Origin of the sequence: uncultured Slackia sp. (assembly GCF_944321625.1) — a bacterium.
GTDB lineage: Bacteria > Actinomycetota > Coriobacteriia > Coriobacteriales > Eggerthellaceae > Slackia.
This window is the reverse complement of the sequence record NZ_CALUMA010000107.1, coordinates 21346-41086: the sequence shown is the minus strand read 5'-3', so window position 1 is coordinate 41086 and position 19741 is coordinate 21346. Positions and strand designations below refer to the sequence as shown.

Sequence of the window (19741 nt, the reverse complement as noted above, 5' to 3'; positions counted from 1 at the left end):
TTCATACGAGGTCGCTTCCGCAGTCCGACCTGCGCGCCGTACGGCAAGCAGGGCGCCATGCGGGAGAAACCTCGGTCCAATTCCCTTTTAAGCAAATTGCGTGCCAACCGCTATTTCCACAGTTTGGAGCCCAAAGAGATGGCCAAAGGAACAATGAGGAACGTCGTGGCGTACAGCGCGATGACCATAACGAACATGCCGGCATAGGAGCCCGTGACGTCGTAGATGACCGCATAGGCCGACGCGCCGATGGCGTTGAAGAAGAACACGGCCGTGGTGACGCGCGCATAGATGCGGGTGTAATCCCGCGGGCCGAAGCAATCCTTGGTCGCAAGGGGATTCACCACCGAAAGCGCCGAATAGCCGCAACCGAACAGAGCCGCGCCGAGAAAGAACGCCGGCACCCCGTTCGCAAGCAGCATGACGAGCGCCCCTATGCAGCCGCAGCCAGCGCCCACGCGCGCCGCGACGCGCGCGCCGTACCGGTCGCTCACCCATCCGAGGAATATCTTCGCGAATATGGCCATCGAGCTCACGATGGACACAGCGAACGCGCCCGCCACGGCGCCTATATGGGGCGATTCCGCTCCGAAAGAGGCAAGCTGCTGACATAGGGTGGCGCTCATCACGAAGCAGCCCGCTGAAATCAGCAGCAGCACGAACGCGGGAGATTTCATCGCCCGAGACGCTTCCACGCCGCGCACTTCCGCACCTGCGGACTCCTTGCGCGCAACGGAAGCATCCTCCGAGCTCCCTTCCGCCGTCCGAGACGGTTGCGCCCCGTCTGTGCGCGCGGCCTTCTTCCTCACGTTGCATGACGCATCCTCTTCCGCACCGTACGGCGCCACGCCCAGCGTATCGGGCATCCCGCGAACGCATGCCACAGTGATCGCGCACGCCAGCACCGTAACCGTGACGCCCATGACCACGCGGGCGCACCGCCAGCCCAGAAACCCGATGAGAAACGTGGTCAGCGGGCTCGCGATAGCCGCGCACACGCTCAAAGACGCGCCCACGATGCCTATGAGCAATCCCATTCGTTTCGTGAACCAGGCGTTGATGAGCACGGGTATCGCGAGATACATGATGAACGATGACGTCGCGCCGTAGACAACCCCGAACAGGATCCAGGACCAAAGCCCACGGGTCACGGCGGTCAGAAGGTAGGCGATGCCGAAGGCGATCACGCACGCGGGAAGCACCGTGCGCGGACCGAATCTATTGAGAATCTTTCCCGAGAAAGGCGAACACGCGCACGCCACGATGGGCATGATGACCGTGAAGATGGTGGCCTCGAAGCGCGACCATCCCGTCTCCTGCATCACGGGCTCGTAATAGTTGCCCGCCGTGTTCGAAAGAAACCCGATAACCAGGGAATAGAAGCCCAGACAGCCGATAAACACGAGCCATGCCGGATGGATGCGCCCCCGCACCTTCTTCGAACGTACCTGCGACTTCCCTGTATCCGCGCGCCTCATGCCCCGTCACTTCCTCTCGTCTTGTCAAGAAGCAAACGGCATGCCACCTTTTACCGAACAGACCGAGAGCACTTTGCTCACGTATAACGAATGCAGCAATCGGGCACATTTTTTGCTATATTTTATGTTCAAATACGAACCGATTCGAAAACGAGGAGCCTCATGGCCAAGAAGAAAAAGAAGCCCCAGTTCAAGGCGCCCGAAGGCCAATTCGAGCGCCTGAGCGAGGTCAACTCCGTCAGAATTCCCGTGGAGCTTGAGAACGGCAAGCTCCCCGTAGACATCGGCATCGAGCTGCCAGACGGACGCATGCAGGTGCTCGTGAAGCGCAATGAGCCCATCCCCTTCTGGCATAGCGAGATGTACTCCACCGCTATCGCCTATCAGACCGCCGTCGAGGCGCACTTCCTTCTGGGAAGCCGTCCGCTCGCTAAAGACAACCTATCGCTCGGGCGCATTCGCCTTCGCAATATCCGCTGGTCGAATCAGGGCCTGCCCATGATCGACATGCTGGTGGGCATGGATGGCCAAGGCACGCTGTCGCTGGGATCGAACAACCTCGACCGCACCGAAGACAAGGGCGCCGTCATTTCGCAAAGCGGCCCCATTTCGGCCGACGACCTGCGCCGCCTTGCCGAGGACGCGGAATCCCACCAGGCGGAAGACGAAGAGTGGCGCACCTATCTCAAGGAGTCCGACGAGGCGCGTCAATTCATCAACGAACTGGCCGACATCTATATCGTGGCGAAGAAGAAGATGGGGTTCGCCCAGAAGCACGCCCACAACAAAGTGGTCAATCGCGTGTGCAAGGTCCTCAACTCCCCGGTGAAGAAACTCACCCCGCAATCCATCGCCCAGTTCCGCGAGGACATCGCCACCCTGAAAGCGAGCCTTCCCCAGCTGCACCAGCTGCGCGCCGCCGTCATGCAGTGGTATCGATAGCCTTCGTACGCTCCTACTGCTCTTGAGCGCATTACAGCCGGCCTCGTTCATGTCGAGGCCGGCTTTTTCATGCAACAAAAGGACGCCCTCCCGAGGGAGAGCGCCCTTGCAATGCTTCTCGTGAGCGAATCGTGCTACTTCTTGTTCTTCCACAGAGCGTTGCCGCGCTTGACGGTGAACGGAATCATGATGGCGGCGCACACGTACAGCGCGATGACCACCACGAAGCACAGGTCGTAGTTGCCGGTGTTGTCGTAGATCAGGCCGTACACCGTGAACGAGATGGCCGTGGCGATGAAGATGCCGGTGGACACCCAGGAATAAATCTGCGAGTAGTTGCGCGGGCCGAAGGAGGCACGGGCCAGCATGGGGGCGATGACGGTCAGGCCGGCGTAGCCGAAGCCGAAGATGACCATGCCCGCATAGAACATGACCACGTTGGAGCCTGCCTGCCATGCGAGCACCATGCCGATGGCGCCGCCCAGCGTGGCGATGAGGCCCGTCCAGGTGATGCCGATCTTGTCGTTCAGAGCGCCCAGCAGCAGCTTGCCCACGATGCCGCCCACCATGATGATGGACACGGCGGTGGCGCCTACGGTAGCGCCCAGCGCACCGTGCGAGCAGAACGCGGGAATCTGCTGGAAGAATGCCGCGCACATGCAGAAGATGCCGGCGACCAGGATGAGGGTGTACAGAGCGGGCGACTTCTTGGCCTGCTCCATGGTGGCGCCGTCCTGCTCCATGGCGGAGTTGTCTTCGCCCTCCTCATACACCGAGTCGGCGCAGAAGGGCAGCACGCCCATGACCGAGGGGCTCTTGCGCACGAAGGCGGCGGTCAGGATAGCGGACAGAACGGTGGTGAACACGGAGAGCACCGCACGGGCGGTCTGCCAGCCGAACTCGTTGATAAGCGCCTGGCCCACGGGACTCGCGATGGCGGCGAGCAGCGACAGGGTGGCGGCAGCGATGGACACGGCGATGCCGGAACCCTTCTTGAACCAGATGTTGATCAGAACCGGAGCAGCCAGATACATGAAGAAGCCGGCGGTGATGCCGAACACCACGCCGTAGAGGTTCCACTGCCACAGCTCGGTGGCATAGGCGCTGGCGAGCGATGCCAGGCCGAACGCAGCGGAAACCGCGGTCAGGATCCAGCGCGGGTTGTACTTCTCAAGCAGCTTGCCCGCGATAGGAGCCGTGATGGCCGAAACGATGGGCTGGATGGTGCGGTACATGGTGGTATCGGTCTGGGTCCAACCGAACTGGTCCATGACCGGCGCCACGAAGATGCCCGACGTGTTGGCGATGATGCCCGTCGGGATGGAGTAGAAGCCGATGCAACCGATGAGCACGAGCCATGCCCAAACGGAGCCGCTCAGTTTAGATGCCGTCATGTTGATCCCTTTCTGCGGCAGTTCAATAAAGCTGTTCCACTTTAGGGCTCCCCTGTTAACAAAGGCTTCACGGATAGGAGGGGGATAACGGGCGTCTGGGTGCCTAAACCGCCCTGATTTCCTGCAATTTTAGCTTGTTCAAGGCATAGTGTTAGCGTTTTGTTAATATATAGGTCATCATGTTAATGTCTGAAAGGGGAAAGCCGAAGGTGGCATCGAAGAGCCTGCGCATCGAGCTCCTTGGCGAGCCGCGCATCCTTGTGGATAATGCCGAGACCGCCGTGGCCCGCACCCGCGTGAGGGCGCTCGCATTCTATCTCGCGGCGGCGGGCAAACCCGTGTCCCGCGCCACGCTCTCGTGGCTTTTCTGGCCCGATAGCACCGCCGATGTCGCCTCTCGCAGCCTAAGCATTCACCTGTCATACCTGCGCGCAGCCCTGCCCGAAGGCGCGCTCGTGTCAACGCGCTCAACCGTAGGCATCTCCCGTTCGTGCGAAACGGACGTCGCCGATTTCGAGCGGCTCTCGCTGTCCTCGAACGAAGACGACGCGCTTGCCGCGCTCCGCCTTTTCCGCGGACCGTTCCTCGAGGGGTTCTCCCTCAAGGGCGCCCATCCGTTCGACCAGTGGGTCGAAGCCCAGCAAACGCGGTGGACCCAGCGCTTCGTCACCACCACCTGCAAAGCCGCGCGCATTCTGGCGATACGCGGAGAGGCGGAATCCGCTCTCGAGCTTCTGGAAACCGCCGCTCAGGCCGATCCCCTGAACGAAGACGTCTATCGCTACCGCATGCGCATCATGGCGCACAGCGGCAGACGCGCCCAGGTCGGAGCCTTGTACCAGTCCCTCGTAGAACAGCTGAACGAAGCGCTGGGCATTCCTCCCTCGCAGGAAACCGTGGCATGCTATCAGGAGATAATCGGATCGAACGACGCGTTCACCGCCTCGGTGCGCGCAACGGGCCAGCAGTTCGTGGGCAGCGAAGACGACATGCCCTTCATCGGGCGAGACGAGCTCCTTCGAACGGCAGTAGAGGAAGCCGAAACACGGTTCGTGCTCGTGCAAGGCCAGGCGGGCATCGGCAAAACCCGGTTTCTCAAGGAGCTCGCCCGCTTCAACAACGCCGTCTCGCTTATGGTGCCTCTTTCTCAACAGGGAAAGGACGCGCCCTTCTCCACCGTCGCGGCCATCATCCGCGCCGTGGCGGCAGCGGTCGACTGGCCCCGGCTTTCCGCCCGCCTTGAGCAACGCTTGCCCACCGAGCTGTGGGCCACGCTGTACTGCCTCGTTCCCGACCTCGATTCCCACGACAGGGATTCATCGGCCGCCTTCGCGTTCACATCGCTGCAGGTGTCGGAGGCGTTCTCTCGCTTTCTGGAATGCGCCTCCGAGCAGCAGGCCGTTCGCATTCTGATGGACGATTTGCACAACGCCGACGCCTCGTCGCTCGCGGTGTTCCAGGCCATTCCCTCGTACCTGGATGCAGGCAAAGCGCAGTTCATCGCCACGCTCTCCCCCACGCTCATGGATCTTGCCACGGCGGGTTTCCTCAATGACCTGCAGAAAACGGGGCGCATGCGCGTGCTGAGGCTTGAGCGGCTTAGCAATTCCCAGATGATGGAATTGTTGCTGTACTACTTCCCCGACATCGACAAAGAGACGGCCGACCGCCTTGTGACGCTCGCCGACGGCAACCCGTATTGGATGAAAGCCATCGTGCGCGGCCTCGATTCGGGATACACGGAGTTCTCGGGCAAGAACTCGCTGGACAATCTCTTTGATTTCGTCCTACGCTCGTTAAGCCCCGAGGCGCAGACCATGGCGGAAAAGCTTGCCGTCATGGAAGAGCCGTGCGAATTCCGCCTGTTCGGACGCATATGCCGGTCCGACAACCCCGAGAATGTGCTCTTAGAGCTTTCGACGGCGGGCATCACCGCGCTCGACCGCACAAGCCATGTGGGTTTCCTGCACACGCAGGTGCGCGACCACGTTCTAAGCCGCCTTGCGCGCGAGTCCCAGCGCCTTGCCACCGCGCACCTGCGCGTTGCCCAAGGCATGGAGGCGCTGTACGGCGACGGCCCCGCCAACGCGCAGGACATCACCATCGCGAAACATTACCTCAAAAGCACCCACCCCGAATCAAGCGCCCGTTTCGCGGCGAAGGCGGGCGACTACCTTCTTCAGGTGGATGACGTGGAAGGCGCCATCCATCATTACAAGCTGGCCGTTCGCTACCTCACCGGACCCAAGAAGCTCGACTGCACGATGGTGCTCTACGCCAACATGACGCACCGAGGGCAAATGTATGAGGCCGACCTCTACGTCCAAGAAGCGGTCGCGGTTGCACGCGCTCAAAACAGGAACGACTACGCTCTCACGTTCGAGGCGGCACAGGCCTTGGTGGCAATCCCCGAATTCAAAGAGGTGCAGGCCGGCGTCATCCCCTATTACCGGCGCGACCTCGACGCCTCTATCGTGAAGAAGCTGCGGACGGCCGAAAACGAAGCGCTCCTCAACGGGGCCAGCATGCTGCTCATCAACTACATCCTGGGATTCGAATCGTCGTATTACATGATCGTGGGCGATTTCGACCGGGCGAAAGACTGCCTCAATCGCCTGATAGGCCGCAATCTGTGGCAGCGAGGCAACGAGGAGTCCAGCGCCAACATGCTGCTGCAGTACTCCGCCATCGTCACGCTGATCGCCATCATGAACTGGTTCCCCGACGAGCGCATCTACGACGTCATCAAGCTCGAGGAGGAGATGTTCCGAGAGACGCCTATCAACAGCTTCTCGGCCACGGCGTCGGGCGTCAGGGCGCTGCTCACCAACATCCGCGGCGACTTCGTCGAAGGAGAGCGCCTCATGGACATCGCCATCGACGAGCTGCGCAAGTCGGACAACCCCATCTCGCTTGCAAGCACGCTGGTCACCCAGGCCATGCTGGTCCATCGGCACGCGCCCGGCAAGGCGTATGCCGCCAATCGCGAAGCCTACCAGATCGCCCAGCGGCACCAGGCGCGCTACATCCAGGTGAAGGCGCTGATCGGGTTGGTTGTCACCAGCCCCGACAAGCGCGAAGCCGCCACGTTCCTCGAAGAGCTGCGCGAGCTCGCGAGCATCATCGGCGACGGCGCCCTGTACACGCGCATCGCTCACGTGGCGTCCTCCATCAAAGACAAGCCGTATCTGAATTAAATCACGCTCCCCACCTGAACGACGGCGAAAAAGGCCGCGCCGCGATGCCGACAACGACACCGCGGCGCGGTCTTTTCGCAGAGCGCCCTGCTCGCGATGGCAGCGCACCCCGCCATCCCCAAAGCCCCAAGGCAAAAAACAAGCCGCCCCCGAAGGAGCGGCTTGCGGATGGCCGAGTTTGCAGCCTCGACCGAACGTGCATGAAAGCGTGATGCTAGGCTTCCTTGGCCCAGAGCTTGCGACCCATCGGGACGATGACCATGGACATGAGGATAACCAGGGCGTAGAAGACCATCATGACGACCATGGCAGCCTGGTAGCCACCGGTGAGGTCGAACAGGGTCGCGTACATCAGAGCGGCGAAGCCGGAGAGAACGTTCAGACCGGTAGCGACGATCGAGTAGATGTTCGCGTAGTCCTTCTGGCCGAACGCCTGACGGCAAGCCATAGGCGGAACGATGTTCAGAGCGGAGTAGCCCAGACCGAACAGAGCAGCGCCGACGTAGAACATCATGACGGAGCCGCCGGAGAACATGATGACGGCAGCGCCAGCCAGACCGCACACACCAGCGGTGATGCCGGAGACGCGAGCGCCGAAGTGGTCAGCGATCCAGCCGAGGCCGAACTTGCCGACGATGGAGGCGTACATGATGACGGACACGGCCATAGCGCCGACAGCGGCACCGCTCTCACCGAACAGCGGGTTGACGGCGGCGTAGCGGGCAGCCTGCTGGTTGAAGGAAGCAGACAGCACGAACAGGCCGGCCATCAGAACGAGCATCCACAGAGCGGGGGACTTGATGGCGTCCTTCTGCATGCAGCCCTCGTCCGGACCGACTTCCCACTTGGAAGCAGCGGTCTGCTTGGCCTCGGTAGCCTCGCCATAACCCCAAGGCAGAACGCCCATCTTCTCGGGGGACTCGCGGAGCAGCAGCAGCGTGCCGCCGGCGGAGATGATGGTCACAGCGATGCCCAGGACGATACGGGTCTGCTGCCAACCCCACTCGGCGATCCAGCCGCCGATGATGGGGGACATGATGGCGCCGAGCAGCGACACGAACACGCCGATGACGCCGATGATGGTGCCGTTGTTCTTAGCGAACCAGCGGTTGACCATCGTCGGGGTGGCGATGTACATCCAGAACGCGGCGGACGCGCCGTAGAGCACGCCGTAGATGTGCCACTGGATGGGCGAGGTGAACCAGGCGCAGGCCAGAGACGAGAGGCCGAACACGAGGGCGGCGATCGTCATGACGATGCGGGGGTTGTACTTGGACAGCAGCTTGCCGGCGAACGGCGTGCACACTGCAGCAACCCAGGGCTGGATGGACATGTACAGCGAAGCCTCGGTCTGAGACCAGCCGAACTCATTGATGACAGGCGTCAGGAACAAACCGGCGTGGTTTGCCATGAGGCCCAGCGGGACAGCGTAGAAGCACACGCAGGCAATGGCTACTGCCCAGGCGTAATTGCTGCCCTTAGCATTGGTGGTTCCCATTTTTCACTCCTTGTCTCTCTTGCCGGAGATGCTTCCACCTCCGTCGGCCGCCCCCGAAGGCCGCCGTCGGACGAGGAAGCTTTGAGACCTTTACGGGTGTGACCCCGTCCCCAGTCTCGCACGCGCCCCCTGCAAAGGGCGCGCTATTTCACAAGCAAAAACCATGCCAAAGCAGCTTGCTGCAACAGGCTCCGAAGGCACTCCTTTTGCTCGATGGCAGGTAGGCGGGGAGACGGATGGCTCCGCCTCCCCGTTCGGCAGGCGCTATGCCCGCCTCAAGATTCGGGTTATTCGCCCTTCTTCAGGACGCCCTTCTCGTACAGAGCGGCGACTTCCTCGGGGGTGTAGCCGAGCTCTTCCATGATGTCGGCGGTATCGGCATCGTACTTCGCGCCGCCGCGGACGATCTGGCCGGGATGCTTGGCGAACTTCGGGAAGAGGTTCACCTGCTTCACATCGGCGTCGGTGATCTCGTCGTGGCACTCGATGAACACCTCGCGCGCCTGGTAATGAGGATCCTTCAGCATGCGCTCGTAGGTCATATGCGGAGACACGGGCACGCCCATGGAGGTGAACTGCTCGTTGACTTCGTCCACGGTGTGGGTCAGGCAGTACTCGTCCAGCGCGGCGCGGAACTTCGCGGCGCGGGCAGGCAAAGGATCGTTGATGTCCTTGCAGCCGGGGGCGCGGGTGATGGAAGGATAGGTGCCCAGGGGCTGGAAGTCGGGGTCGTCGGCGAAGCCGAAGAACTCGACCAGCTTGCGCACGGGACCGTTGCCGCCCACGGCGACCTGGACGTAGCCGTCCTTGCACTTCTGGGAGCCGGCGCAGGCGCCCACGAAGTCCTCATTGCCGATGGGGGTGGGCTGGATGCCGTGGTTGATGCCGTCGGAGAGCGTAGCGCCTTGGACGCGCACCAGGGACTCGAACTGCGTGCAGTCGATGGAGTCGCCCTCGCCCGTCTCGCGAGCGCGGATGACGGCGGCCAGCGTGGCCCATGCGCCCATGAGGCCGGTCATGTAGTCGCCGGTGAAGGGCTTGGTGACCGACGGAGGGGTGCCCGGGAAGCCGTTCAGGCTGGCATAGCCGGAGAACGCCTGTCCGATGGGATCGAAGGATGCCTTCTTCACATAGGTGGGATCGCCCGTCTGGCCGAAGCCGGAGATATGAAGGATGACGAGCGCGGGGTTGTGCTCCCACAGCACCTCATCGGTGATGCCCCACTTCTTCCAGGTGCCGCCCTTGGAGGACTCGACCAGCACGTCGGCGTCCTTGACGAGGCGGAACAGCACCTCTTTGCCCTCGTCGGTGGGGATGTTCAGCGTCATCATGCGCTGGTTGCGGCGCTCTGCCGACCATGCGTCGCCGTACATGCGGTACATGTCGGGGGCGATCACGCTCTCCAGCTCGATGACGTCAGCGCCCTGCTCGGCGAAAAGGCCGCACACAAACGGACCGGCGATGACCGATGCCGCATTGATGACCTTGAGGCTCTGCAGATTGCCGAACTTGGGCATATCAGCTGCTTTCATATACAACCTCCTTGACTCTACCGGCTCCTCGATTGCCTTCGCATAGGAGTCCGAAAATCTATAAGCAAGAACCGTGCCAATCCCGTTCTCGCATCGCTTCAGGCTATGACCACCAGGGCATTCGTCCGCTCGTTGAACAATCTGCACCGTTTGAGGCAATGTGTTCACAAAATGTTCACTTTATTGCAGTGCAGCGATGGAGCTGGGATTCGCCGCGACGCAAACTAGATGGACCCAGCGCCGTGCAAAGACCTACGAAACCGCATGAAACTCAGTTCGAGGGAGCTTTGGCCGCGATGATAGCGGCCTCCGTCGCGTAACCCGCAACGCTGCGGCAGGACGCTATTCGGCGAACGAGCCTTCATAGGGGCGCTGGCCCAGCATGCGGTCTTCGTACATGCGCGCAATGCGCTCGTCATCGAAGCCGAGCTCGCGCAGAATATCCTCGTTATCTTGGCCGATGCAGGGGGCACCGCGCCACACGCGACCGGGGTTATTCTTGAGTTCGGGCACCACCTTCACACCTGTCAATTTCTTCTTGCCGTTGACTGTCGACCAGGTCTCCATGACGCCGCGCGCCTGGTACTGCGGATTGCGTGCCGCGTCGGCGTAGCCCATCAGACGCGAGCACGGCACGCCGTTGTTCGCCAGAATGTCTTCCACCTCTTCAGCGGTGTGCTCAGAAAGGAATTTCGCGAACGCTTCCTCGGCCACGTCGGCGGCGTGCGATCCGTAGGGGATGATGCCTTCCCCTTCCGGGAACAGCTCGCTGCCGTATTCCAATCCGATAAGCGGGAGCCCGACCTTAAGCACGCCGGGGCCCAAGAACAGCACGTACACCTCTTCTCCGTCCTTGCAGGTATAGGTGCCATATAGGGCGCAAATCAGGCTGTGGCTGCCTTCTTTCACGTATTCCTCGCCGTAGGTCCAGCCGCCTATGGCGTACTGCGACTGCATGCGCATGAGCGTCTCGAACTGAGCCACGTCGATGCTCTCGCCCTTGCCCGTCTCCTGGCGCTTGAGCAGCGCGGCGAGCGACATACTGAACGCGTAGAACGCGGAGGAATAGTCGCCCGGGAACACCATGGCGGGCGCGGAGGGCTGCCCGGGAAGGCCGTTCATGCGCATGACGCAGCCGAATGCCTGGGCAATGGGGTCATAGCTGGCGCGACGGACGTACTCGGGCACGCCGGTCTGGCCGAAGCCGGATATGTGGGCGATCACCAAACCGGGGTTGACCTCCCAGAGCGCCTCATCGGACAGACCGCATTTGTCGAAACGCCCGCCCACCGATGCCTCGATGAGCACGTCGGTGGTCTTCATGAGCTCGAGGAACGCCTCGCGGCCTTCGCCCTTGAGATAGTTCATGGCCAGGCTGCGCATGTTGCGCCTGTCCTGCTGGGTGCTGGCGCCGTGGCACGAGAACCGGCCCATATCGGGCACCGTGGGATTCTCGATCCAGATGACGTCGGCGCCGTGCTCGGCATACAGCTCTCCGGCGAACGGGCCCGCCACCGAAAGGCCGATCATCACCACGCGATAGCCGCTCAACAGGCCGAACTGGGGAATATCTTCGGTTTTCACAATGCTCCTCTCTTGATAAACCAGTTTTTCAAGAAGAGGTGCGCAAAAAACATGCCACAAAAGACGGGTATCCTTTATGCTAAGAGAAAACATGGTTCGTCGTACCAACCCATTCGCAGGAATAAGAGTCGCCTGGCATTGTTTCGGCGGCCAGAACATGCAGCATCATTGACATGATCCCGGTTGAATCGGTACTATGGATTCATACAATATAGAACATAAGTTCGTAGTATTACTTAAAGGAGCAGAGCAGGTTCCCAATGGCATACGAATCGGATTCTTTCAAAGAGCACCATCTGACCCGACTACCCGTGCTCCAATCGCTCATCGAGATGGGCTGGAATCGCGCACAGATCATCTGTCCGTCCCCCGATTCAGACGAAACGGAATGGCGCATCCCTAAAACACCTTCTGAAGCAGCAAAGCGCGAAGCGAAGCACCGCTTCAAAGGATACCCGGCAGATATAGCTCTTTTCGACGACGCCGATTATGTCGGCGACTACGAACACGTCATCGCGCTCATCGAGTGTAAAGAGCCCTCAATGGAGCACGGAATTAGTCAGTTGAAGATATATCTCGGGCTAGAGCCTCATGCCCGATTGGGAATATGGACTAATGGGACGGAATTCGTGCGCGTTTACAAACTTCCCACCGCAGGAAGTTTTAAAGTGGTCGCAGGAACAGCGCTTCCCAAACCCGATGAGAATATTATTCTCGCCGATGAGCAACGTATTACATACGCCGACCTCCATATCCCTTCTGTAAAAGAGCTGAAGAATGCGTTTTTGTCATTGCTCGGATCAATCACTTCTCGAGACACCAAGTCAACCAGGCGAGAAGACCAACTTAGTCAGATATCGAACGTCCTGCTCGTCAAACTTGATTCGGATCGTGCGGGCCAATGGGATCAGTCTTACCCCCTCGCTTTCCAGCTCAACGACACCCCCGAACGCACACGTGAAGTGATAAACAGGTTCTTCAAAGCATTTAAAATCGAACACCCGTCGCTCTTCGCGGAAGAGGAACCCGACGAAATCGTTTTTGATGAGGACACGATTCAAGAAATAGTGCTTCGCCTACAATTCATGAACATCGGAGCAATGGCGCCTGACGCTCTCTCGATAGCATTTCAGGTGTTCCGCGATGCTACGCTTAAACTGGGCGACGGACAGTACTATACGCCGATTCGCGTCATCGAGGCAGGCGTTGCCATGATGGATATTACCCACCGGGATTCGATCATCGACCCAGCGTGCGGAACCGGCGGCTTTCTCTCGGCAGCATTGATGAAGGTCTCGGAAGCCGGAGCCGATAGCAAGGCGGTTTCCCAATGGGCACATTACAAACTGTTCGGCGTCGACAGAGACAAAACCAATATCAAGCTGACTCGCGCGCTCATGGTAGGCATCGGCGATGGATCGACAAATGCCCGCCATGGCGATTCCCTGCGCGAGTCGAAATGGACCGGCGAAGCGAGCGAGTTGAAGTCAATTTTAGGAGCCGAAAGATATACGGCGATACTCACCAATCCCCCCTTTGGGCAGAACCTCGTTATAAGCGCAGCGGATGCCAAGGCATCGAAACTAGAGATCTGCAAACATTCCCCCAGCGGATTGCCGGCACAAGATTACGCCCCCACAACAGAGCTGGGAATAGCATTCGTTGAGCGCGCGTGGCATATGCTTCAAAACGGAGGAAGGCTCGGCATAGTTTTGCCTGAAACATACTTCTTCTCTAAGTCATACTCCTGGTTCAGAGAGTGGATGGACAAGCATTTCATTCTCCGCGGCGCTCTCAATATAGCAATGGAAGCATTCCAGGGATTTTGCCGTGCGAAAACGAACTTCTATGTCTTCGAAAAGCGAGGGAACGGCCCGAAAGTTCCTACCCCGTCATGGTTCCGCGACGGCTATGTTTGGGTGTCCTGCGCGCCCACTATCGGGCTCAACAAAGACGGACTCGATCTGTTCGTCGTAAACGATGAAGGCCAACGCACATCTGAAATTGACGATGTGGCCATGGAGGACGTTCGAGCATTGCTTGCCGGCAAAAACACCCCGACTTCGGGCTACGTACCTCTCGAACCGATGGCGACTTCTTTCATTGCCGTTCCAACGTTTTCAGGAAATCAGGCGGAATCCGTTCTGAAGTCAAAAGTAGCCCTGAAGCTCGAGGGATTCACCACAAAGTCACTTGGCGACCTTATGGACGAAGGCATCATATCGATTCGCGGAGGACACGGTAGTCCTTCGGCGGATGTAAGAAAAGGAAACATTCCCTATATCAAAGTAGTAGATTTGCGAGCGGGCAAAGTCAACCCCAACCGCACGAACATGGTTTCTATTGAGGTGGCACGCCGTTTCTGGAAAGGAAACGATAGCGGCGTGACACCCTGGACAATTGTCACTCCCGCACGTGCATCAAAAAATATCGGGGAGCCTTGCATGATCATGCCCGGCCAGGAGCAATCGGTTTTCACAAAAGAAGTCCTCATGATTTCTGTAAGCCCCGATGCGCCAATCGATCCGTTCTTCCTTTTTTGGGCACTTGGTCTTGATGACGTGAAAAAGCAATGGGGACGCGTCGTTTTCATGCAAACGAATCGTGAAGACCTTGGAAACAGATATCGACTTATTGAAATACCTTACACGGACGATGAAAAGCTCGCTCAAAGCGTCTCCAGTCCGTACAAAAAATACTTTACAACCCTCGCCGCAATTCAGAAGGAGCTTAACGAGACGATCATCTCGCTTTAATGGTCCGTTCTGCTGGGCACGCTTTTTGCTTTTAGGCATATGGAAGTGGACTGAGGAAGCCCCTCCATCGACCCTCAGCCGAAACCACGAAACGAAAGGCGTGATACGTATGGCAGAAGAATTCACCCCGTTCGGCCCACTTCAGGGAGTCAAGGTTTTGAACCTTTCCCAGGCAATCGCCGGACCGTTCGCCTGCGCGATGCTCGGCGACTTGGGCGCCGACGTCATCGGCATTGAGAATCCCAAGGGCCGCGACACCTCGCGCCCGAACCCGGCGCTCGGCGGCTGGGGCACCCAGATGGACCGCCGCAACTCGCGCTCCCTGTGCATGGATGTGCGCAAGGGCCGCGGCCGCGAGCTGTTCTTCGAGCTGGTCAAAGAGGCTGACATGCTGGTCGAGGGCTTCCGCGGCGGTCAGATGGAAAAGTGGGACATGTCCGACGAGACGCTGTGGGAGGTTAACCCCGCCCTGGTCATCGTGCACATCTCCGGCTTCGGCCAGACCGGCGTGCCCGAATACGTAACCCGCGCCAGCTTCGACGGCATCGGCCAGGCGTTCTCCGGCTACATGGAGATGAACGGCTTCCCCGATCGCCTGCCCATCCCCGCGTTCCCGCAGCCCTCTGACTACTTCACCGGCCTGTTCGGCATCGTGGGCGGCCTGGCCGCGCTGCATCGCGCCAAGGAAACCGGCAAGGGAGAGAGCATCGACATCGCCCAATACGAAGCGATGATTCGCGTGTCCGGTTTCTACGTGATGAACTACCTGAACACCGGCGGTCTGCCGGTGCGTGAGGGCTCGCACTCCACTAGCTCCGCCGGCTACGGCGCTTACACCTGCAAGGACGGCGTGCCCCTGTACATCCTGATCCTGGGCGCGGGCGTGGTGCGCAACGCCCTCAAGACGCTTGGCATCGACATCAACCAGGAGCCCTTCTACGACGGCATGGGCCTGTGCGCTATGGGTACGCCCGCCGGCGACATTCTAGAGGAGAAGCTGGCGGGGTTCTTCGCCGAGCACACCGGCGCCGAGGCTGAAGAGATCTTGCTGGGCGCGGGCGTGCCCTGCAGCCGCATCTACACCTTCGCCGACTGCGACGCCGACCCGCACTACAAAGCACGCGAGACGTTCACCTCGTGGAAGAACGCTTACGACGATGACGAGATCCGAGGCGTCAACGTAATTCCCAAGCTCAAGAACAACCCCGGCAAGATCGGCCGCGGCATGCCGCTGGTGGGTCAGCACAACGAAGAAATCTTGCATGGCCTGGGCGTGAGCGATGATGAAATCGCCGCCCTCTATGAGGCGGGCACCATCCGCCAGGAGAAAACTCTGATCGGATAGCCCCTCTCTTTTTGTCCTCCTTTGTCCAGTCCCTCGATCGAAAACTCGGTCGAGGGACTACTTCTTTTGCGTGGCTAGCAGAAGTCAAATGACATTTTTACCTTTCGCCGTCCGTATGACGACATATCTCGGCAATGGGGGCAATCGCTTCACCGGTGCGTTGCCTTAATTGTCATTTATTTGGCGTGTACCTACGCAGCCCTTGCTCATCCACGCGACGCACGATATCGCCACGCTCCACCAGGCAGTCGAGGATTACGAAGCTCTCGCTGACGATGCACCAGCGCAACGCGGGCTTGATTGCCATCCAGTTGCTCGTATCCACGCTGAACTTGATGCTCTTCACAATCTGCTCGCCCGTGATTCCGGGGCGCCCGTCCACATAGCCCTTGACCTCGGCGAGGCGCTTTTCGTGGTGACGAATCAGATGCAGCGTACGGTCGCGCCATTCAGGCACCAGCGGCCCATGGGAATGACACAGAAGCGAAATGTCCATATTGGCAACCGTTCCCAGGGTACGCAGGTACGAATCCATGATGCCGCTTGCGGACGGATGCAACTCCAGCACGGGCGACACCACGAACAGAATGTGGTCGCCTCCGAAAAAGAGCCCGCTCTTTGGCTCGAGCAGCGAAAGGTGGCCCGGCGTGTGCCCCGCCGTATCAACCACCTGCAGCGTATAAGCGCCCACATGCAACTCATCGCCCGGCTCAATCAGATGGAGGTCTTTCCCTTCGAAGTGCTCTTTGCCCTCGTGGTCTTCGTATGCGGCATACACACGGGCCTCTTCTTCGGGTATGCCTTCGGATACAAAGCGGTCCAGTATCAGATTCTTGAACCCAGGAACCGCACGCTCCTCGTTCAATTCGAAATCCCGCTTGCCCGCATAAAGCGGCCTGTTTGGCGGAACGACGCGATCCACCAACCCGGCATGATCCTTATGTAGATGGGTAAGGAAGAACGAGGTGCTTTCGAGATTCGCCCCGATAAGCTCGAGCGCTTCCAGAAACACCGCAAGGCCCTCTTCGCTGAATGCCCCCGTATCCACGACCAGGCATTCTCCCCCGTCGCAGATGGCGTAGGAATTCGTGGAATCGGTGGTAATGTTGGGATACGGCACGCGAATATGGTAGACGTCGGGGGCGTCGCAAATCTTTTGGCACAATCCCCCATTACCTATATGTATGCCCTCGTGCAAATTCTCCATGCCTGCACACTCTTTCATTCGCTCTTGCCTGCCATAGCGATTCGGAGCCACCGCATGTGCCGCAGTCCGCAGAACACGCGCCCGAATCGCAAAGGCAACCCGTCGAGCCGGGATGGCGTTTTGCCGGCCCAACGCCTACGCTCATTCATTCTGTCTATGGTACTGCGAAACGTGCCGAGCGTCATAGCATCCGCATCGAAGGAGTCGGTTTCGCGGCATTATCGAGCAGAGGAACGGCAATCGATTTGCATATTGCTGCATACGATGCGCCGTTAAACGCCCGATATTCATCCGCTAATCGTTTCATTTTGTATAAATACTCAATTTACTGAATATTAATAATTTCTTATTGATTTTTGCGAATAAGTATTCGATAATGCCACTACTCCAACGCGATAAAGTGTTGGAGCCCGCCTTTGGGGTCCGCCGCATCGCGCGGCAGGCCCCGCTTCGAGAAAGCGCGAACGACCGAAGGGATGCAACATGACGATGCGACGCCACAGCTTCCGACGCCGACGACGATGAGCCTGTTGAGGTTTCGTGTTTTACACTTGATTACCAGCAGCGCTCGATTGTTCCGCAGGAAACGCCGAGCGTTTTTCTTTTCTCCAGCCACTTCGCCGAAAGGATTACTCCTATGAAGACCAAAACCACCGCTAAAAGCCTTCCCACCTTCCTCTTAGGCCTGCTTGCCGCTGTATCGCTGTGCGCCGTGTTCGCGCTGGCCGGCTGCTCTTCGGGCGGTACCTCCGAGACCGCATCCGACAGCGCCGACACCGCTGCGACCGACGACGGCAGCTACACGCTGGTGGAAGAGGGCAAGCTGACCGTTGCCGCGTCGCTTGACTTCCCGCCGTTCGAGAACCTGGTCGACGGCCAGGCCGAAGGCTTCGAGGTCGACCTGATGACCGCCATCGCAGAAAAGCTTGGCCTTGAAATCAACTATCTGCCCACCATGAAGTTCGACACCATCATCCCCGCCATCACCGCAGGCGGCACCGCTGACGTGGGCGTTTCTGGCTTCACCATCACCCCCGAAAGGGAGGAAGAGGTCGACTTCTCCACGCCTATCTGCGACACCAACCAGTGCATCGTGGTCCTGAAGGGCTCTGACATCACCGGCTCCGCCGACCTGTCCGGCAAGACCATCGGCGGCCAGAGCGGCACCACCGGTATCGACTGGGCCAACGAGAACGTGCCCGACGCCGCCGAGGTCGTGACGTTTGACGAGTACACCGCCGTGTTCGCCGCCCTGCAGTCCGGCCAGGTGGAGGCCGTCGTGCTGGACAAGCCCGTGGCTGACTACTACGTGAACACCGCCTACGACGAGTGCGAAGTGGTTGAGGAGATCCCCACCGGCGAGCAGTACGGCATCGCCGTGAGCAAGGACAACCCGAACCTGACCGCCGCCATCAACGACGCCATCGCCGAGCTCCAGGAAGACGGCACCTTCACCGAGATCGAGGAGAAGTGGTTCGGCGCCCAGGAGTAGCCCTCAAGGCGTAGCCTCACTCCATCCGAAATAAACCCGAATATATGCGGTGCCGGCAATGCGCTTGGCACCGCATATTGCATATTTTGAGTTTGTTTCTTCAAATTACCTGGACATATCCCCTTATTTATTGAAACACGATGCATAAAATCACAAAATATAGAATATTTTGAGTTCTGCATTGATTTTCATCCGGGCGTGTCCGATAATGCAGATACTTCAGTACGCTAAAGCAAGGAAGCATCCAAGGGAGGATTCAAACCATGATGCGACGCCTCAACATCCGACGCCGACGAAAGAGGAGCCTGCTTTAGCCCCGTGCTTGAACACTGTCTCTTAAGCAGCGCTCGTTCGTTTACCAACGCACGGGCGCTGTTCTTTTCTAGGGGATGAGACAGGGGATTTGGAAGAAAGGATAATCAATCATGAAAACCAAGACCTACGCCAACCACCTATCTAAGTTCCTGCTATGCCTGATCGCGGCGCTTTCGCTGTGCGCCGTGTTCGCGCTGGCCGGCTGCTCTTCGGGCGGCGACTCTTCCGCCGACACCTCGGCTACCACCGAGGCCGCCGAGTCCACCGACGCCGCCGCGACCGACGACGGCAGCTACACCCTGGTGGAAGAGGGCAAGCTGACCGTTGTGGCGTCCATCGACTTCCCGCCGTTTGAGAACCTGGTCGACGGCCAGCCTGAGGGATTCGAGGTCGACCTGATGACCGCCATCGCCGAGCAGATGGGCCTTGAGGTCAATTACCTGCCCACCATGAAGTTTGATGCGCTGGTGCCCGCCATCGCTGCTGGCGGCACCGCCGACGTGTCCGCTGCCGGCATCACCATCACCCCCGACCGCGAAGCCGAGGTTGATTTCACCGACCCCATCATGGATTCCAACCAGTGCATCGTGGTGAAGAAGGGCTCTGACATCGCCGGTTCCGCCGACCTGTCCGGCAAGATTATCGGCGGCCAGAGCGGCACCACCGGCATCGACTGGGCCAAGGAAAATGCGCCCGACGCCGAGATCAAGACCTTCGACGAGTACACCGCCGTGCTGGCTGCCCTGCAGTCCGGCCAGGTTGAGGCCGTGGTCATGGACAAGCCCGTGGCTGACTACTACATCCTGAACGCCTATCAGGACTGCGAGGTCGTCGAGGCCATCCCCACTGGCGAGCAATATGGCATCGCCGTGAGCAAGGACAACCCCAACCTGACCGCCGCCATCAATGAAGCGCTCCAGGAGCTCAAGGACAACGGCACCTACGAAGAGATCCAGATGAAGTGGTTCGGCACCACTGATTAACGTCTTCCAAGGGGCTGC

The 19741-nt window shown here is 59.5% G+C and carries 12 protein-coding genes; 6 read left to right on the top strand and 6 right to left on the bottom strand.

Translation table 11 applies throughout. From position 1 onward, the window contains the following. Positions 1–110 precede the first annotated feature (110 nt). Positions 111–1478: an MFS transporter gene (locus Q0J60_RS09200; protein ID WP_294440826.1), complete on the bottom strand. Its 1368-nt coding sequence runs from the start codon at positions 1476–1478 to the stop codon at positions 111–113. Positions 1479–1640: 162 nt separating this feature from the next. Between Q0J60_RS09200 and Q0J60_RS09195 the strand changes: the two genes are divergently transcribed. Beyond that, complete coding sequence (locus Q0J60_RS09195) at positions 1641–2420, top strand: Hsp70 family protein (protein ID WP_294440824.1); 780 nt, start codon at positions 1641–1643, stop codon at positions 2418–2420. 134 nt (positions 2421–2554) lie between these two features. On the opposite strand, the gene Q0J60_RS09190 is transcribed toward Q0J60_RS09195, so the two are convergent. Then, positions 2555–3814, bottom strand: coding sequence for an MFS transporter (locus Q0J60_RS09190; protein ID WP_294440823.1), 1260 nt, complete (start codon positions 3812–3814; stop codon positions 2555–2557). A gap of 209 nt (positions 3815–4023) precedes the next feature. On the opposite strand from Q0J60_RS09190, the gene Q0J60_RS09185 reads away from it, so the two are divergent. After that, positions 4024–7011: a BTAD domain-containing putative transcriptional regulator gene (locus Q0J60_RS09185; RefSeq protein WP_294440821.1), complete on the top strand. Its 2988-nt coding sequence runs from the start codon at positions 4024–4026 to the stop codon at positions 7009–7011. Between the two features lie 214 nt (positions 7012–7225). Here Q0J60_RS09185 and Q0J60_RS09180 read toward each other — a convergent pair whose 3' ends face one another. The 3 genes from Q0J60_RS09180 to Q0J60_RS09170 all read right to left on the bottom strand — a co-directional run bounded on the left by Q0J60_RS09180 (position 7226) and on the right by Q0J60_RS09170 (position 11625). After that, positions 7226–8509 carry an MFS transporter gene (locus Q0J60_RS09180; protein ID WP_294440819.1) on the bottom strand — a complete coding sequence of 428 codons (1284 nt, stop codon included), beginning with the start codon at positions 8507–8509 and terminating at the stop codon, positions 7226–7228. Positions 8510–8796: 287 nt separating this feature from the next. After that, entirely contained in the window at positions 8797–10041 is a 1245-nt protein-coding gene (locus Q0J60_RS09175; RefSeq protein WP_294440817.1) for a CoA transferase, read from the bottom strand. Between the two features lie 342 nt (positions 10042–10383). Further along, entirely contained in the window at positions 10384–11625 is a 1242-nt protein-coding gene (locus tag Q0J60_RS09170) for a CoA transferase (protein ID WP_294440816.1), read from the bottom strand. 260 nt (positions 11626–11885) lie between these two features. Between Q0J60_RS09170 and Q0J60_RS09165 the strand changes: the two genes are divergently transcribed. Together Q0J60_RS09165 and Q0J60_RS09160 are read left to right on the top strand one after the other, a co-directional pair. Beyond that, on the top strand, positions 11886–14381 hold the full coding sequence (locus Q0J60_RS09165; protein ID WP_294440814.1) for a class I SAM-dependent DNA methyltransferase: 2496 nt from the start codon (positions 11886–11888) through the stop codon (positions 14379–14381). 109 nt (positions 14382–14490) lie between these two features. Further along, entirely contained in the window at positions 14491–15726 is a 1236-nt protein-coding gene (locus tag Q0J60_RS09160; RefSeq protein ID WP_294440811.1) for a CaiB/BaiF CoA-transferase family protein, read from the top strand. Positions 15727–15898: 172 nt separating this feature from the next. Here the strand turns inward: Q0J60_RS09160 and Q0J60_RS09155 are convergent, their stop codons facing one another. Next, positions 15899–16933, bottom strand: a complete 1035-nt coding sequence (locus tag Q0J60_RS09155; RefSeq protein ID WP_294440808.1) for an MBL fold metallo-hydrolase — start codon at positions 16931–16933, stop codon at positions 15899–15901. A gap of 637 nt (positions 16934–17570) precedes the next feature. Between Q0J60_RS09155 and Q0J60_RS09150 the strand changes: the two genes are divergently transcribed. Then, on the top strand, positions 17571–18425 hold the full coding sequence (locus Q0J60_RS09150; RefSeq protein WP_294440806.1) for an ABC transporter substrate-binding protein: 855 nt from the start codon (positions 17571–17573) through the stop codon (positions 18423–18425). Positions 18426–18850: 425 nt separating this feature from the next. Then, complete coding sequence (locus Q0J60_RS09145; RefSeq protein ID WP_294440804.1) at positions 18851–19723, top strand: basic amino acid ABC transporter substrate-binding protein; 873 nt, start codon at positions 18851–18853, stop codon at positions 19721–19723. The last annotated feature ends 18 nt before the right edge of the window (positions 19724–19741 follow it).

What these genes read in the sequence shown, in the direction of transcription:
- Q0J60_RS09200 (WP_294440826.1), bottom strand. Translation starts at nt 1,478, where the DNA reads ATGAGGCGCGCGGATACAGGGAAGTCGCAGGTACGTTCGAAGAAGGTG.
- Q0J60_RS09195 (WP_294440824.1), top strand. Translation starts at nt 1,641, where the DNA reads ATGGCCAAGAAGAAAAAGAAGCCCCAGTTCAAGGCGCCCGAAGGCCAA.
- Q0J60_RS09190 (WP_294440823.1), bottom strand. Translation starts at nt 3,814, where the DNA reads ATGACGGCATCTAAACTGAGCGGCTCCGTTTGGGCATGGCTCGTGCTC.
- Q0J60_RS09180 (WP_294440819.1), bottom strand. Translation starts at nt 8,509, where the DNA reads ATGGGAACCACCAATGCTAAGGGCAGCAATTACGCCTGGGCAGTAGCC.
- Q0J60_RS09175 (WP_294440817.1), bottom strand. Translation starts at nt 10,041, where the DNA reads ATGAAAGCAGCTGATATGCCCAAGTTCGGCAATCTGCAGAGCCTCAAG.
- Q0J60_RS09165 (WP_294440814.1), top strand. Translation starts at nt 11,886, where the DNA reads ATGGCATACGAATCGGATTCTTTCAAAGAGCACCATCTGACCCGACTA.
- Q0J60_RS09160 (WP_294440811.1), top strand. Translation starts at nt 14,491, where the DNA reads ATGGCAGAAGAATTCACCCCGTTCGGCCCACTTCAGGGAGTCAAGGTT.
- Q0J60_RS09155 (WP_294440808.1), bottom strand. Translation starts at nt 16,933, where the DNA reads ATGGAGAATTTGCACGAGGGCATACATATAGGTAATGGGGGATTGTGC.
- Q0J60_RS09150 (WP_294440806.1), top strand. Translation starts at nt 17,571, where the DNA reads ATGAAGACCAAAACCACCGCTAAAAGCCTTCCCACCTTCCTCTTAGGC.
- Q0J60_RS09145 (WP_294440804.1), top strand. Translation starts at nt 18,851, where the DNA reads ATGAAAACCAAGACCTACGCCAACCACCTATCTAAGTTCCTGCTATGC.